This window comes from Pseudomonas sp. S4_EA_1b, assembly GCF_016307435.1.
Lineage (GTDB): Bacteria > Pseudomonadota > Gammaproteobacteria > Pseudomonadales > Pseudomonadaceae > Aquipseudomonas > Aquipseudomonas rhodesiae.
The window spans coordinates 54,021-69,610 of record NZ_JAEILC010000048.1 but is presented as its reverse complement, the minus strand read 5'-3'; the positions used below and the strand labels follow the sequence as shown (position 1 = coordinate 69,610).

Sequence of the window (15,590 nt, the reverse complement as noted above, 5' to 3'; positions counted from 1 at the left end):
TCACGCAATCATTTAGGAGCTGGGGGCTCGCAAAGAGCCTCAAGACAATGCGGTCATTCACGTGGCTGCATTGTTTTGATCACGTCCGCCCCTACTGCATCTGCTCCCTCCTTGTTTGAGGTGGAGATCCAATCCTTCATCGAACACAGTGCAAACGCGCTAGTGCTGCAATCTCCGTTTGCCAAGGCTGTGCGCAATTTGCCGACATCGGCCCGCATCATGTAGCGAACGCCGTCCTTGAAACCATTACTGTTGCCAAATCCACCCAGGGTCATTTCGTTCAGCGCGTCTTCTTTGCTCCACCCTTGAATTACTACCCGGTACATCGCTGCCATCAAGCCCGTACGGTCCGAACCATGCTTGCAGTGCATCAGCACTGGGCCGTTGCTCTCTGCTTGCTGAATGGCGCGTAGCGCCGCCAGTACGTCCGAATCATCAACGTGATTGGTGCGATAAGTCAGTTGCACTTGCTTGATATCGGCTGTTTTAAGCCAAGTGGCATCGGATTCCGGTAGGAAATTGATCACCGTGCCGATCTTCAGCTTTTCCAACAATGGCAGCGCGCCGCTATCCGGTAAGCCACTGCGGTACAACGTGGGGGTCATCTGGTGCAAGTTGTAGTGGGTATCAATCGGTTGCGCCCATTCGGGTGAGCGCACGGAAGTGATGATCTCATCGGCCTGCACGGGGGTAGTGGCGAACAGGCTGACGAGCGTGAGGCAGAGAGCCGCAAATAAGGCGTGTTTCAACATGGTCGACGTAACCGAAAGGAGCTAATGGCTTTCAGATTGGGTGACGTCGGGTCAATGCCGTGTGAGTCGGTCGTCAAAGAAGCGTGATTTGGCGGGCTTTGTGGCCGGTGATTTTCAGCTGAATCGATTTTCCTCGATGCTTAGCCTGCTATCATTCGTAACTATTCATGTCAGCTGTGTTCTATCTCTCTGAAACAGTTGGATCCAATTGCCCTGTAGACGCTCAAGCCGCTCGCCAGAAGCGGCTGTTCAATCCGTGACCACATGATGAGGTGCTCCATGTCTGATCAAGATCAAGACAACCCCCGGCGTGACTTTTTACGCAAATCCTTGACCTTGATCCCGGTGGTCACGGTTGCCAGTACCGGCCTGGGTGGTTCGATGCTGATGGCCACGCCTGAGCCGGCGCAGGCCAGCGCGGCCAAGCCAGCGGTTAGCGAAAAAGCCTACGAACCCAGCTATTTCACGGCTGAGGAATGGGCGTTTATCCAGGCTGCCGTCGCGCGCTTGATCCCTGCCGATGCCCAAGGTCCCGGCGCCCTTGAAGCGGGTGCGCCGGAGTACATCGACCGTCAGATGAACACGCCCTATGCCAGTGGGGCGTTGTGGTACATGCAGGGGCCATTCAACGCCGATGCCGCCCCAGAGATGGGCTGGCAGAGCAAGTTGGTGCCCAAAGAGATCTATCGCCTGGGCATTGCCGCGACCGATGCCTGGTCGAAGGCATTCAACGGCAAAGCCTTTGCCGCTCAAGACAGCGCTACCCAGGACGATATGCTGCGTCGCCTTGAAGCTGGCGGCGGCGAGGTGTCGGCCCATTTCGATGCGGTGCCGGCGAAGATGTTCTTCAACCTGTTACTGCAGAACACCAAAGAAGGATTTTTCTGCGACCCGATTCACGGGGGCAATAAAGGCATGGTCGGCTGGACACTGATCGGTTTCCCCGGCGCGCGCGCCGACTTTATGGATTGGGTGGAACGCAACGAGCAATACCCCTTCCCGGCAGTTTCCATCCGCGGTGAGAGGGCATAAGCGTGGCGACCATCATGAAGAAAGTCGATGCAGTGATCGTAGGCTTTGGCTGGACCGGCGCGATCATGGCCAAGGAACTGACGGAAGTGGGCTTGAACGTGGTTGCGCTGGAGCGCGGCCCGATGCAGGACACCTACCCCGACGGCAACTATCCCCAGGTCATCGACGAACTGACCTACAGCGTGCGTAAAAAGCTCTTCCAGGATATTTCCAAAGAGACCGTAACCATTCGCCATAGTGTGAATGACGTAGCCTTGCCCAATCGGCAGCTCGGTGCATTCTTGCCCGGTAATGGCGTGGGCGGTGCGGGCTTGCACTGGTCGGGCGTGCATTTTCGCGTCGACCCTATTGAGCTGCGCATGCGCAGCCACTACGAAGAGCGCTACGGCAAGCACTTCATACCCAAGGACATGACCATCCAGGACTTCGGCGTCAGCTATGAAGAGCTGGAGCCGTTCTTCGACTATGCGGAAAAAGTCTTCGGCACCTCAGGCCAGGCCTGGACCGTCAAAGGTCAATTGGTGGGCGAAGGGCGCGGCGGCAACCCTTATGCGCCGGACCGCTCCAACCCGTTCCCCCTGCAAGCGCAGAAAAATACCGTCTCTGCACAGCTGTTTCAGAAAGCCGCTACGGAGGTGGGTTACAAGCCCTACAACCTGCCGTCGGCCAACACGTCGGGGCCTTATACCAACCCCTACGGTGCGCAAATGGGGCCGTGCAACTTCTGCGGTTTCTGCAGTGGCTACGTGTGCTACATGTACTCCAAGGCGTCGCCGAACGTGAACATCCTGCCGGCCCTGCGGCAGGTGCCGAATTTCGAATTGCGGCCCAATTCCCACGTACTCAAGGTCAACCTCGACAGCACCAAGCGCAAGGCCACCGGTGTGACCTACATCGACGGCCAGGGCCGCGAGTGCGAGCAGCCGGCGGACCTGGTAATCCTCGGTGCGTTCCAGTTCCATAACGTGCGTTTGATGCTGTTATCGGGTATCGGCAAGCCCTACGACCCGATCAGCGGCGAAGGCGTGGTCGGCAAGAACTTCGCTTACCAGAACATGGCCACCATCAAAGCGTTCTTTGACAAGGACACCCACACCAACAATTTCATCGGTGCCGGCGGCAACGGCGTGGCCATTGATGACTTCAACGCCGACAACTTCGACCACGGCCCCCACGGCTTTGTGGGCGGTTCGCCGATGTGGGTCAACCAGGCCGGCAGCCGGCCGATCGCAGGTACGTCCAACCCGCCGGGCACCCCCGCCTGGGGCAGTGCGTGGAAGCGCGCCACCGCCGATTACTACACCCATCAGGTGTCAATGGATGCCCACGGCGCTCATCAATCCTACCGGGGCAACTACCTGGATCTGGACCCGGTATATCGCGATGCCTACGGCCTGCCACTGCTGCGGATGACATTCGACTGGCAGGAAAACGACATCAAAATGAACCGCTTCATGGTCGAGAAAATGGGCAAGGTGGCGCAGGCCATGAACCCCAAGGCGATCGCTCTGCTGGGCAAGAAGGTCGGTGAGCACTTCAATACCGCGTCCTACCAGACCACCCACCTCAACGGTGGCGCGATCATGGGCACCGACCCGAAAACCAGCGCGGTCAACCGCTACCTGCAGTCCTGGGATGTGCACAACGTATTTGTCCCGGGCGCATCCGCTTTCCCACAAGGCTTGGGTTACAACCCTACCGGCCTGGTGGCGGCGCTGACCTACTGGTCGGCCCGAGCGATCCGCGAGCAGTACCTGAAAAACCCCGGCCCGCTGGTTCAGGCATAAGGAGCGATGACCATGAAAGCATTTGTTATCGCGACCTTGGCGCTGCTCAGCAGTTGCTCGATCAGCGCCGCTGAAACCGACCTGATCAAGCAAGGCGAGTACCTGGCCCGCGCCGGTGACTGCGTGGCCTGCCACACCGCCAAGGGCGGCAAACCCTTTGCCGGTGGCCTGCCGATGGAAACCCCCATCGGTGTGATCTATTCCACCAACATCACCCCGGACAAGACCGGCCTGGGTGATTACAGCTTCGAGGACTTCGACAAGGCCGTGCGCCATGGCGTCGCCAAAAGCGGTAGTACGCTTTACCCAGCCATGCCCTACCCGTCTTACGCTCGTGTCAGCGAAAGCGATATGCAGGCGTTGTACGCGTATTTCATGAAAGGCGTCGAACCGGTCGCCCAAGCGAACAAGGACAGCGATATTCCCTGGCCCTTGAGCATGCGCTGGCCGTTGACGGCGTGGCGCTGGATGTTTGCGCCGGCCGTTGAGGATTATCAGGCCGTAGCGGGCTCCGACCCGGTGATCAGTCGCGGCGCCTATCTGGTGGAGGGCCTTGGCCACTGTGGCGCATGCCATACGCCGCGCGCCCTGACCATGCAGGAAAAAGCCCTGAGTGCTCAGGACGGCAGCGCGTTTCTGTCCGGCAGTGCGCCGTTGGAAGGTTGGATCGCCAAAAGCCTGCGCGGCGACCACAAGGATGGGCTCGGCAGCTGGAGCGAAGAGCAACTGGTGCAATTCCTCAAGACCGGTCGCAGTGACCGCAGCGCGGTGTTTGGCGGCATGAGCGATGTGGTCGTGCACAGCATGCAATACCTGTCGCAAGACGACCTGACCGCTATCGCCCGGTACCTCAAGAGTCTACCGGCGGTGGATCCCAAGGATCAGCCGCACCAGTACGACAAGCAGGTGGCGCAAGCCCTGTGGAAAGGCGACGACAGCCAGCGGGGTGCGTCGGTGTATATCGACAACTGCGCGGCCTGCCACCGTACCGACGGGCATGGTTATACGCGGGTGTTCCCGGCGCTGGCGGGCAACCCGGTGTTGCAGACGGCGGATGCGACGTCGCTGATCAACATCGTGTTGAACGGCGGCACATTACCGGCCACCCACGCGGCACCGTCCACCTTCACCATGCCGGCGTTCGCCTGGCGTCTGTCGGACCAGGAAGTGGCGGATGTGGTGAGCTTTATCCGGGGCAGTTGGGGCAACCAAGGTGGGCCAGTCAAGGCCAGCGACGTGGCGGACCTGCGCAAAGACGACATGCGCACCACCTCCGGCGATGACCTGGGGCAAGTGACGAAAAAGCACTGATCTTGCATTGACCGCCAAACGGCACTGGTCAGACACCTTGCGCCTCGATACTGTATATAAAAACAGTATCGAGGCGTTCTTATGTCGACTGCGCTGCCACCCCGGGGCCGGGGCACGGCCACCAACCTGCACAACCGCTTTGCGCCCACGGTCAGCGTGGTCGAGGATGACGGTTGGCATCAGGAAGTACCGCCGACCCAGGGCACCGAAGTGCGTATCGAGACGGCCAAGACCATCATCACGCGCAACAACTCACCAGACTTGCCGTTCGACCGCTCGATCAACCCTTATCGTGGCTGCGAGCACGGCTGTATCTACTGCTACGCGCGGCCCAGCCATGCCTATTGGGACATGTCCCCAGGGCTGGATTTCGAAACCCGTCTGATCGCCAAGCACAATGCCGCCCAGGTGCTGGAGCAGCAGCTGTCGAAACCGGGCTATGTGTGTGCGCCGATTAACCTCGGTTCCAACACCGATCCCTACCAACCCATCGAGCGCGAGCACCGCATCACCCGACAGATCCTGGAAGTGTTGCTGCGATACCGGCACCCGGTGACCATCATCACCAAGGGCTCGCTGATCCTGCGCGATCTGGACTTGCTCACCGAGTTGGCGCGCCAGCGTCTGGTGGCGGTGATGATCAGCCTCACCAGCCTGGACGATGAGCTCAAGCGCATCCTGGAGCCACGCACGGCGGCGCCCAAGGCGCGTCTGCGAGCGATTCGGGTGATGCGTGAGGCGGGGGTCCCGGTGGGCGTGCTGTGTTCGCCGATGATCCCGATGATCAACGACAGCGAGCTGGAAAGCCTGCTGAGCGAAGCCCATGCCGCCGGTGCCCAGAGCGCGGCCTACATGATGCTGCGCTTGCCGTTGGAGGTGGCGCCGCTGTTCGAAGAATGGCTGGCGGCGCATTATCCGCAGCGCGCGGCCCATGTGATGAGCCTGGTGCGCCAGGTGCGCGGCGGAGAGGTGTATGACAGCCGTTTCGGCGTGCGCATGCGTGGTGAAGGGCCGTTTGCCGATCTACTGGCCCAGCGCTTCAGCAAAGCGATCAAGCGTTTGGGTCTGAATCGTCGGGAAGGCTTCAATCTGGATTGCGAGGCGTTCTGTCCACCTGGCCGACAAATGGCATTGTTGTAGACTGGCTGGGACGGATGCACCATTCCTGTAGGAATAGTCGCGTTTTGACATCACTGAAACCCGCGATCTAGAGCGGTTCATTCAGTTTGAGTTAAGTTTCGATGGTTACCTTGTTCAGCGAGTGACTGATGAGTCGGCCCTGGAGTCCGTGGGGGTTTACAACTATTCCACTAGCCAGGCGTCGAACTGACCTGAAAACTCCCCTGCATTAATTAAGAGGATGAATCATGAGTGACAAGGATAAACAGCCGTTGGCTGCGTCGGCATCAGCCCCTCAGGTGGCAGAATCCGCCGATGCAGCGTTGCAACATATCGTTGACGGTTTTTTGCATTTCCATCACGACGTCTTCCCTCAGCAGGAAGAACTCTTCAAGAAACTCGCCACGGCCCAGAGCCCAAGAGCGATGTTCATCACCTGCGCAGACTCGCGCATCGTCCCTGAATTGATCACCCAAAGCTCGCCCGGCGACCTGTTCGTTACCCGTAACGTCGGTAATGTGGTGCCCCCTTACGGGCAGATGAACGGCGGTGTTTCCACGGCGATCGAGTACGCGGTGCTTGCCCTGGGTGTACAGCACATCATCGTCTGCGGGCATTCCGATTGCGGCGCCATGCGCGCGGTGCTCAACCCCGACAGCTTGGAGAAAATGCCCACGGTCAGGGCCTGGCTGCGGCACGCCGAGGTCGCCAAGGCCATGGTTCATGACAACTGCGACTGCGCCAATGAAGGCGAGAGCATGAAGGTGCTGACCGAAGAAAACGTCATCGCCCAGTTGCAGCATTTGCGCACCCACCCTTCGGTGGCTTCGCGCATGGCCAACGGTCAATTGTTTATCCACGGCTGGATTTACAACATCGAGACCAGTGAAATTCGCGCGTACGACGCGGAGCAATCAGCGTTCCGACCGTTGAGCGGTTCCGGACCTATCCCTTGCGCGACGCCTAAAGCGCGCTTCTAAAACACTTCCCTGCCGGGTAAAGCGGTGGCTGCCATGGACGCAGCCAGGCTTTACCGCGCCCGGCGAATGCCTCGGGAGAGCCATCATGCGTGCTGCTCAATTGAAAGCTGTACTGCCACGGGAGCTGCTCGCTTCGGTGGTTGTGTTTCTGGTCGCCCTGCCCCTGTGCATGGGCATCGCCATTGCGTCCGGCATGCCGCCGGCCAAGGGCCTGATCACCGGCATCATCGGTGGCCTGGTGGTGGGCTGGCTGGCGGGGTCGCCGTTGCAAGTCAGCGGTCCGGCGGCGGGTTTGGCAGTGCTGGTGTTCGAGTTGGTGCGCCAGCACGGCATGCTGATGCTCGGGCCTATCCTGCTGCTGGCGGGTTTCCTGCAACTGGTGGCCGGACGATTGCGCCTGGGCTGCTGGTTTCGTGTGACCGCACCGGCGGTGGTCTACGGCATGCTGGCGGGGATTGGCGTGCTGATTGTGCTGTCGCAGGTCCATGTGATGCTCGACGCCGCGCCCAAGCCTTCAGGGCTGGATAACCTGGCGGGCTTCCCGGCCGCGCTGGCCGAGGCGATCCCCACCCTTGGCGGTGGCCTCGGCTGGCAAGCGGGACTGCTTGGTTTGTCCACCATGCTGGTGATGTACCTGTGGGACAAACTGCGCCCGCAGTCACTACGATTCGTGCCGGGAGCCTTGCTCGGTGTTGGCCTGGCGACGGTCACCAGCCTGGTGCTGGCGCTGCAGGTCAAGCGGGTGGAGGTGCCGGAGAACCTCGCCGATGCCATCGACTGGTTGCGCCCCAGCGACCTGCTCAACCTGGCTGACCCCCAACTGCTGATCGCCGCGTTCGCCGTTGCTTTCATTGCCAGCGCCGAAACCCTGCTCTCCGCGGCGGCTGTGGATCGCATGCACAGTGGTCAACGTTCCGATTTTGATAAGGAATTATCTGCCCAAGGTGTAGGCAACATGCTGTGTGGTCTGGTGGGCGCCCTGCCGATGACCGGTGTGATTGTGCGCAGTTCGGCTAACGTCCAAGCAGGCGCTACCACGCGGCTGTCGGCGATGTTCCACGGCGTGTGGCTGCTGGGTTTTGTGCTGCTGCTGTCGAGTGTGCTGCAAAGCATTCCGGTCGCAAGCCTGGCGGGTGTGCTGGTGTACACCGGGATCAAGCTGGTGGACGTCAAGGCGTTCAAGGCGCTGGGACGCTACGGACGGATGCCGATGTTCACCTATGCCGCCACAGCGCTGGCAATCATCTTCACCGACTTGCTGACGGGTGTGCTGGTGGGCTTCGGGCTGACCCTGGTCAAGCTGGCGTTCAAGGCGTCGCGCTTGAAAGTCAGCCTGATCGATCTGCCTCAGGACGGCGAGATGGAACTGCGGTTGATTGGCGCGGCGACGTTTCTCAAAGTCCCGGCGCTGACTCAAGTGCTGTCGACCGTGCCTACCGGCACCACGGTGCATGTGCCGCTTAACAACCTGAGCTACATCGACCATTCCTGCCTGGAGTTGCTGGAAGAATGGGGCCGGGCAAATGCGGCCAAAGGGTCGAAGTTGGTGATTGAGGCGCGGGGGTTGAAGCGCAGGCTCGAAGGCCGAATCAGGACGACGACGGGGATCGGCTCGGCACCCTCTATCGGCTGACGGAGCCGGATCAAATGCGGGAGAGGGTTACCACCCTCCCGCATTAGATTGAAAGTTCAAGCCGGCTGATCCAGCTCCAGCTCAACACCCAACTGGCGCGACAGGCACGGCCAGCGCTTCCACGCGGCTTCCGTTTCCGGGCTTTTGAGCTGCTCGCGATAGGTCTCCACAGACTCCAGCGCAAAGCTGTCTTCGTTGAGCATTTCATCCACGGCGTGGTGTACGGCTTCATCCAGCTGGTTGGCGAATGCCTCGCCGATCAACTGATGGGCGATCACGTTGGCGACGGTGATATCCACCGGAATCAATGGCTGGCCAAAGTGCTTGATATACAAGTCGTTGACCTCTTCCACCAGACGATGGGCCAGGTACGCTTCATCCAGCAGACCGTCGAGCTCTTCGTGGCCTTGCAGCAAAGCGGGGGGTTGCAGGAAAAAATGCTCGGCGATCTTCAGGACGGGTTTGATCTGACTTTCGATACCGGCCTCGCGCGCCACCTCGTTGGCCGCATCCAGCAGGTCCGGCACGAGGTCGATGTAGGCAGTGACAAAGCGGGTCATGATGGCGACGTGATCACCGTCAGCCAGGGAAATGGCCGAATGCAGGTGCGGCAATTGTTTTTCCAGCTGGCAACCCAGCTGGCCCGTTTCGGTCTCGTGTTGATGGGCACGGGAAATCTGCTCGCGCAATGCGGCGGTGTTCATGAACGCTCCAGTAGTGCAGGCATAAGAAGAAAGAGCATAAGGTAGCTCGTTTATACGAGAGCCTCAGATGCATTTGTCATAATTATTTCACGGTTATACGCAGGCGTTATATCGGATAGCCATCGTTCGTCGGAAAAACGATTCCGCTCCCCGCTTCCATTGGGTTTCCACCCAGCCTTTTCGGCTCATTTGCCCCTACACATTGCGGGGTTGCAGACCCTGTCTATACTCGGATTTGTACGCGATTAGCTGATGACGCCAGACTGCATAAGCAGGCAAGGCTAAGCGGTTGTAAGCAGTATGGAAGCCGCTCCCTTCGACGCAGGTGCAAACCGGCGGGATAACAAGAACGATAAGGGGAACCCGCAATGATGCGACATCCACACGTTTGGATGGGCCTCCTGTTGTGGTCGGTATTCGGCCAGGCGCACGCCGCTTGGACCACGAATATGGCGCCAGGGGCGACAGAAGTCAGTCACGCTGTGTTCGACCTGCATATGACCATTTTCTGGATCTGTGTGGTGATCGGCATCGTCGTGTTCGGCGCCATGTTCTGGTCGATGATGGTCCACCGCCGCTCCACCGGGCAGGTCGCCGCCAAGTTCCACGAGAGCACCACCGTGGAAATCCTCTGGACCGTGGTCCCTCTGCTGATCCTGATCGCGATGGCCATCCCGGCCACCAAGACCCTGATCAATATCTACGACAGCAGTGAATCGGATATCGATATCCAAGTCACCGGCTATCAGTGGAAGTGGCACTACAAATACCTGGGCCAGGATGTGGAGTTCTTCAGCAACCTGGCCACACCCGCCGAACAGATCCGTAACCAGGCTACCAAGGGCGAGCATTATCTGCTGGAAGTCGACCAGCCGCTGGTGCTGCCGGTGGGCGCCAAGGTGCGCTTTCTGGTGACGGCCGCCGACGTGATCCATTCCTGGTGGGTGCCGGCCTTCGCCGTCAAGCGCGATGCCATTCCGGGGTTCGTCAACGAAGCCTGGACCCGCGTCGAGAAGCCCGGCCTCTACCGTGGCCAATGCGCCGAGCTGTGCGGCAAGGACCACGGTTTCATGCCCATCGTGGTGGAGGTCAAGTCCAAGGCCGACTACGACACCTGGCTGGGCGAGCGCAAGGCCGAAGCCGCCAAGCTTAAGGAGCTGACATCCAAAGAGTGGACCCTCGACGAGCTGGTGGCTCGTGGCGACAAGGTCTATCACACCACCTGTGTGGCCTGCCACCAGGCCGAGGGCCAGGGCCTGCCGCCGATGTTCCCGGCGCTCAAGGGCTCGAAGATCGCCACGGGGCCTGCGGCCGATCACCTGAGCATCGTGTATCACGGTAAGCCGGGAACCGCGATGGCCGCGTTCGGCAAGCAGCTCTCGGAAGTTGATATCGCCGCCGTAGTGACTTACGAGCGCAACGCCTGGGGCAACAACAAAGGCGACATGGTCACGCCTAAAGACGTGTTGGCCATCAAGCAGGCGGAAAGCAAATGACTCCTTTCATTGCAAATGCCCTGAACCGCCCCGCCCCTTCGTTTGCAGGAGAACGGCCATGAGCGCTGTGATCGATGACCATGGCCACGCCAGTGACCATGCCCACGGCCCCGCCAAAGGTTTGATGCGCTGGGTGCTGACCACCAACCATAAAGACATCGGCACGATGTACCTGTGGTTTGCCTTCACCATGTTCTTGTTGGGCGGCTCCTTCGCCATGGTGATTCGCGCCGAGTTATTCCAACCGGGTTTGCAAATTGTGGAACCCGCGTTCTTCAACCAGATGACCACCATGCACGGCCTGATCATGGTGTTCGGCGCGGTGATGCCGGCATTTGTCGGCCTGGCCAACTGGATGATTCCGCTAATGATCGGCGCCCCCGACATGGCCCTGCCGCGCATGAATAACTTCAGTTTCTGGCTGTTGCCGGCGGCGTTCCTGTTGTTGGTGTCGACCTTGTTCACGCCAGGCGGTGGGCCGAATTTCGGCTGGACCTTCTACGCGCCGCTCTCCACGACCTATGCGCCGGAAAGCGTGACGTTCTTCATCTTCGCGATTCACCTGATGGGCATCAGTTCGATCATGGGTGCGATCAACGTGGTCGCTACCATCCTCAACCTGCGTGCGCCCGGCATGACATTGATGAAGATGCCGCTGTTCGTGTGGACCTGGTTGATCACCGCGTTCCTGCTGATCGCGGTCATGCCGGTGCTGGCCGGCTGTGTGACCATGATGCTGATGGATATCCACTTCGGTACCAGCTTCTTCAGTGCCGCCGGTGGCGGTGATCCGGTGCTGTTCCAGCATGTGTTTTGGTTCTTCGGCCACCCTGAGGTGTACATCATGATCCTGCCGGCCTTCGGCGCCGTCAGCTCGATCATCCCGACCTTCTCGCGCAAGCCATTGTTCGGTTACACCTCGATGGTCTACGCCACGGCGAGCATCGCGTTTCTGTCGTTTATCGTGTGGGCGCACCACATGTTCGTGGTGGGCATTCCGCTGGTGGGCGAGTTGTTCTTTATGTACGCCACGTTGCTGATCGCCGTGCCCACGGGGGTGAAGGTGTTCAACTGGGTCAGCACCATGTGGCAAGGCTCGCTGACCTTCGAGACGCCGATGCTGTTTGCCGTGGCCTTCGTGATTCTGTTCACCATCGGCGGCTTCTCCGGCCTGATGCTGGCGATTGCGCCGGCGGACTTCCAGTACCACGACACCTACTTCGTGGTGGCGCACTTCCATTACGTACTGGTGCCCGGCGCGATCTTCGGCATCTTCGCCTCGGCGTACTACTGGCTGCCGAAATGGACCGGCCATATGTACGACGAAACCCTGGGCAAGCTGCACTTCTGGCTGTCTTTCGTGGGCATGAACATGGCGTTCTTCCCGATGCACTTCGTGGGCCTGGCGGGCATGCCGCGGCGGGTGCCGGACTACAACCTGCAGTTCGCCGACTTCAACATGGTCTCGTCGATCGGCGCGTTTATGTTCGGCGCCACGCAAATCTTCTTCCTGTTTATCGTGATCAAGTGCATCCGTGGCGGCCCACCGGCACCGGCCAAACCGTGGGATGGCGCCGAAGGGTTGGAATGGAGCATTCCATCGCCGGCGCCGTACCACACCTTCACCACGCCGCCGGAGGTCAAATGAAGACGCTAATCCCCTGTGGGAGGGGGCTTGCCCCCGATGATGGTATGCCAGCCGACATCACCCTGGTTTGCAACGCAGCAGGTGGACGTCATGGCTGACCCCGTGCCCCTCAAGCGCCTGGTCACCCGGCTGTTGATCCTGGTGGTGGCGATGTTCGCCTTCGGGTTCGCCCTGGTGCCCATCTACGACGTGATGTGCAAGGCGTTCGGCATCAACGGCAAGACCGCAGGGCAGTATGAGGGCTCGCAGGTAGTGGACCCGTCGCGCCAGGTGCGCGTGCAGTTTCTGGCCACCAATGCCATCGACATGGTCTGGGAGTTTCGCTCCAAGGCCGATGAACTGGTGGTCCACCCTGGGGCGGTCAACGAGATGCTGTTCGTGGCCTACAACCCCAGCAATATACCAATGACTGCCCAGGCGATTCCGAGCATTTCCCCGGCCGAAGCGGCGGTGTATTTCCACAAAACCGAGTGTTTTTGCTTCACCCAGCAAGTGCTACAGCCTGGCGAGCGCATCGAAATGCCCGTGCGTTTCATTGTCGATCGCGACATGCCCAAGGATGTAAAGCATTTGACCCTGGCGTACACGCTGTTCGATATCACTGCGCGCCAACCGCCCGTGGCTGCCCATAGCGGCGGCTAGCTACTGTTTGCCCGCTCAATCAGGAGAGCGAATACATGTCGACTCATGATACGTACTACGTACCAGCGCAAAGCAAATGGCCAATAATTGCCACGTTCGGCCTGTTGATCACCGTGTACGGCCTGGGCCTGTGGTTTAACGATCTCAAGGCCGCGCGCCCGGAATCCCACGGGCCGTGGATCTTTTTCGTCGGTGGCCTGCTGTTGGCCTACATGCTGTTCGGCTGGTTCGGCGCGGTGATCAAGGAAAGTCGCGCCGGTTTGTACAGTTCGCAGATGGACCGCTCGTTCCGCTGGGGCATGAGTTGGTTCATCTTTTCCGAAGTGATGTTCTTTATCGCGTTCTTCGGTGCGCTGTTCTATGTGCGGCATGTGTCCGGTCCGGCGTTGGCGGGCGAAGGTCCTAAGGGCATCGCGCATATGCTGTGGCCGAACTTCGAGTTTGCCTGGCCGTTGCTCAACAACCCGGACCCGAAACTCTATCCAGCGCCGGAGGGCACTATCAGCCCGTGGGGCTTGCCGTTGGTCAATACGATCCTGCTGGTCAGTTCCAGCGTGACCATCACCATTGCCCACCATGCCCTGCGTAAAGGCCATCGCGGTGCTCTGAAACTCTGGCTGGCGATCACCGTGCTGCTGGGCTTGGCGTTCCTGGGGTTCCAGGCTGAGGAATATATCCACGCCTATAAAGAGCTGGGTCTGACTTTGGGCTCGGGCGTGTATGGCGCGACCTTCTTTATGCTCACCGGTTTTCACGGCGCCCACGTGACCATCGGCACGATCATTCTGTTTGTGATGCTGATGCGCATCCTGCGCGGGCATTTCAATGCCGAGCACCAGTTCGGCTTCGAAGCGGCCAGTTGGTATTGGCACTTTGTGGATGTGGTATGGATCGGCCTGTTTTTCTTCGTTTACGTGCTGTAGGGCGTTTCACCACGGCGCGTGCGACACCAACTGGCCGCTGAAAAAGCCCCAGGTAATCAAGCCGAGGGTGATCACGGCCAGCACCACGCGCACGGTCAGGGCAGTGACGAGGCGGTTGGAGTGGCCCTCGTCCTTGACCAGAAAGAACAAGCCACTGAACAGGCTCACGACGGTCGCGATCAGCATCAGGGCAATAGCTGCTTTGAGCATGGTGCGGCTCCTGGGCTTTCGAGGGGAGGGGCGATGAGATCCAGTATAGCCAGTGCCTGGCAGCGCTTTCGTCCCGGTATTGCGCCGACGGTGGTAGTGCTTGTGCTGCTGCCGCTGATGGTGGGGCTGGGATGCTGGCAGCTGTCTCGCGGCCAGGAAAAGCAGGTGCTGGTGGACAGCTATGCCGAGCGCCGTGCGGCCGAACCGATCCATGGTGACCAGCTCGCGGCGCTCGCAGACCCTGCGTTTCGTCGGGTTCACCTGCGCGGGCAGTTCGATGCCGAGCACAGCGTACTGCTCGACAACCGCATGCGCGATGGCAAGGCCGGTGTCGAGCTGCTGCAACCCTTCCATGACCAGGCCAGCGGTCTGTGGCTGTTGCTCAATCGCGGCTGGCTGCCCTGGCCGGACCGGCGCACCCCGCCGGCCTTCACCACCCCTGAACAACCGGTGAATCTCGACGCCTGGGTGTACGTGGCGCCGGGCGAAACCTTCCAATTGCAGGCCGACCCGGTGGCGTCCAATTGGCCGCGCTTGCTCACCGCGCTGCACCCCTCCGCGTTGTGGGCCGAGCTGGGTCGCAGCGGGTATGCCTACGAGTTGCGCGCCGAACCCGGCCCGGGCACGTACGAAACCCGCTGGCCGGTCGTGGCCATGGGCCCGGAAAAACATCTGGCGTATGCCGTGCAGTGGTTCGCCATGGTCTTGGCGTTGCTGGCGCTTTATCTCTATCTCGGATGGCACCACACAAAAAAGGAGAAGCCCCATGAGAGCGGCCATGAATCCACCCAACATGTCTGAGCTGCCCGACCGCCGCAAAGGCCGCTGGCAGTTGATCCTGATTCTGCTGATGGTCATCGGCCCGATGGTGTTGGCCACACTCATGTACAAGCTGCAGTTCTGGGTGCCTGACAGTCGCAGCTATCACGGCGAGCTGATTGGTGATGGTCAGACCCGCGCCGACATCGGCGTGCAGGCCGACGAGCAGCGCTGGCAACTGCTGGTTACGGCACCCACGGCCTGCGCCGCCGACTGCCAGCAACTGGTGTACCTGGCGCGGCAACTGCAGATTGGCCTGGGCCGCGATGCTTCGCGCGCCAGTCATGCCCTGGCCAGCGCGCAACCTTTGAGCACTGACTATGACGCCAAGCTCAAGGCCGAATACCCCCAGTTGCAACGCTACGCGCTGGACCTGTCGACCTTCGGCAAAAACGCCGCTGCGCCGGGGGACGCGCAGCTTTGGATCGTCGATCCCCACGGCAACCTGGTGCTGCGCTATGACGCCACGGTCAAGGGCAAGGATCTGCTCAACGACCTGCGTCATCTGTTGAAACTGTCCAACATCGGATAAGG

At 60.2% G+C, this 15,590-nt stretch carries 15 protein-coding genes; 12 read left to right on the top strand and 3 right to left on the bottom strand.

The features are described 5' to 3' along the window. Nucleotides 1-53 precede the first annotated feature (53 nt). Nucleotides 54-752, bottom strand: coding sequence for a dual specificity protein phosphatase family protein (locus YA0848_RS17320; RefSeq protein ID WP_047882309.1), 699 nt, complete (start codon nt 750-752; stop codon nt 54-56). 279 nt (nt 753-1,031) lie between these two features. On the opposite strand from YA0848_RS17320, the gene YA0848_RS17315 reads away from it, so the two are divergent. The 6 genes from YA0848_RS17315 to YA0848_RS17290 all read left to right on the top strand — a co-directional run bounded on the left by YA0848_RS17315 (nt 1,032) and on the right by YA0848_RS17290 (nt 8,614). Next, nucleotides 1,032-1,784: a gluconate 2-dehydrogenase subunit 3 family protein gene (locus tag YA0848_RS17315; RefSeq protein ID WP_034111123.1), complete on the top strand. Its 753-nt coding sequence runs from the start codon at nt 1,032-1,034 to the stop codon at nt 1,782-1,784. A 2-nt stretch (nt 1,785-1,786) separates the two neighbouring features. After that, nucleotides 1,787-3,571, top strand: a complete 1,785-nt coding sequence (locus YA0848_RS17310) for a GMC family oxidoreductase (RefSeq protein WP_034111126.1) — start codon at nt 1,787-1,789, stop codon at nt 3,569-3,571. A gap of 12 nt (nt 3,572-3,583) precedes the next feature. Next, nucleotides 3,584-4,882 carry a cytochrome c gene (locus tag YA0848_RS17305; RefSeq protein WP_034101681.1) on the top strand — a complete coding sequence of 433 codons (1,299 nt, stop codon included), beginning with the start codon at nt 3,584-3,586 and terminating at the stop codon, nt 4,880-4,882. Nucleotides 4,883-4,963: 81 nt separating this feature from the next. Then, nucleotides 4,964-6,022 carry a PA0069 family radical SAM protein gene (locus YA0848_RS17300; RefSeq protein ID WP_169902271.1) on the top strand — a complete coding sequence of 353 codons (1,059 nt, stop codon included), beginning with the start codon at nt 4,964-4,966 and terminating at the stop codon, nt 6,020-6,022. 227 nt (nt 6,023-6,249) lie between these two features. Continuing rightward, nucleotides 6,250-6,981: a carbonic anhydrase gene (locus YA0848_RS17295; RefSeq protein ID WP_034101684.1), complete on the top strand. Its 732-nt coding sequence runs from the start codon at nt 6,250-6,252 to the stop codon at nt 6,979-6,981. An 85-nt stretch (nt 6,982-7,066) separates the two neighbouring features. Then, nucleotides 7,067-8,614 carry a SulP family inorganic anion transporter gene (locus YA0848_RS17290; protein ID WP_034101685.1) on the top strand — a complete coding sequence of 516 codons (1,548 nt, stop codon included), beginning with the start codon at nt 7,067-7,069 and terminating at the stop codon, nt 8,612-8,614. 56 nt (nt 8,615-8,670) lie between these two features. Here the strand turns inward: YA0848_RS17290 and YA0848_RS17285 are convergent, their stop codons facing one another. Then, nucleotides 8,671-9,318, bottom strand: a complete 648-nt coding sequence (locus tag YA0848_RS17285) for a hypothetical protein (protein WP_169902270.1) — start codon at nt 9,316-9,318, stop codon at nt 8,671-8,673. 368 nt (nt 9,319-9,686) lie between these two features. Between YA0848_RS17285 and coxB the strand changes: the two genes are divergently transcribed. The 4 genes from coxB (at nt 9,687) to YA0848_RS17265 (ending at nt 14,027) form a co-directional block, all read left to right on the top strand. Further along, nucleotides 9,687-10,814: a cytochrome c oxidase subunit II gene (gene coxB / locus YA0848_RS17280; protein WP_034101688.1), complete on the top strand. Its 1,128-nt coding sequence runs from the start codon at nt 9,687-9,689 to the stop codon at nt 10,812-10,814. Nucleotides 10,815-10,872: 58 nt separating this feature from the next. Beyond that, nucleotides 10,873-12,462, top strand: a complete 1,590-nt coding sequence (gene ctaD / locus YA0848_RS17275; protein ID WP_034101690.1) for a cytochrome c oxidase subunit I — start codon at nt 10,873-10,875, stop codon at nt 12,460-12,462. Nucleotides 12,463-12,552: 90 nt separating this feature from the next. Then, nucleotides 12,553-13,104 carry a cytochrome c oxidase assembly protein gene (locus YA0848_RS17270; RefSeq protein WP_034101691.1) on the top strand — a complete coding sequence of 184 codons (552 nt, stop codon included), beginning with the start codon at nt 12,553-12,555 and terminating at the stop codon, nt 13,102-13,104. 35 nt (nt 13,105-13,139) lie between these two features. Further along, the gene (locus tag YA0848_RS17265; RefSeq protein ID WP_034101692.1) at nt 13,140-14,027 is read left to right on the top strand and encodes a cytochrome c oxidase subunit 3; all 888 of its coding nucleotides are present in this window, start codon (nt 13,140-13,142) and stop codon (nt 14,025-14,027) included. A gap of 6 nt (nt 14,028-14,033) precedes the next feature. On the opposite strand, the gene YA0848_RS17260 is transcribed toward YA0848_RS17265, so the two are convergent. Then, nucleotides 14,034-14,237, bottom strand: coding sequence for a twin transmembrane helix small protein (locus YA0848_RS17260; RefSeq protein ID WP_034101693.1), 204 nt, complete (start codon nt 14,235-14,237; stop codon nt 14,034-14,036). A 33-nt stretch (nt 14,238-14,270) separates the two neighbouring features. Between YA0848_RS17260 and YA0848_RS17255 the strand changes: the two genes are divergently transcribed. Both YA0848_RS17255 and YA0848_RS17250 read left to right on the top strand, forming a co-directional pair. After that, on the top strand, nt 14,271-15,038 hold the full coding sequence (locus tag YA0848_RS17255) for an SURF1 family protein (RefSeq protein WP_169902269.1): 768 nt from the start codon (nt 14,271-14,273) through the stop codon (nt 15,036-15,038). Beyond that, complete coding sequence (locus tag YA0848_RS17250) at nt 15,004-15,588, top strand: hypothetical protein (RefSeq protein WP_034101695.1); 585 nt, start codon at nt 15,004-15,006, stop codon at nt 15,586-15,588. The genes YA0848_RS17255 and YA0848_RS17250 overlap by 35 nt, the downstream gene beginning before the upstream one ends. Nucleotides 15,589-15,590 lie beyond the last annotated feature (2 nt).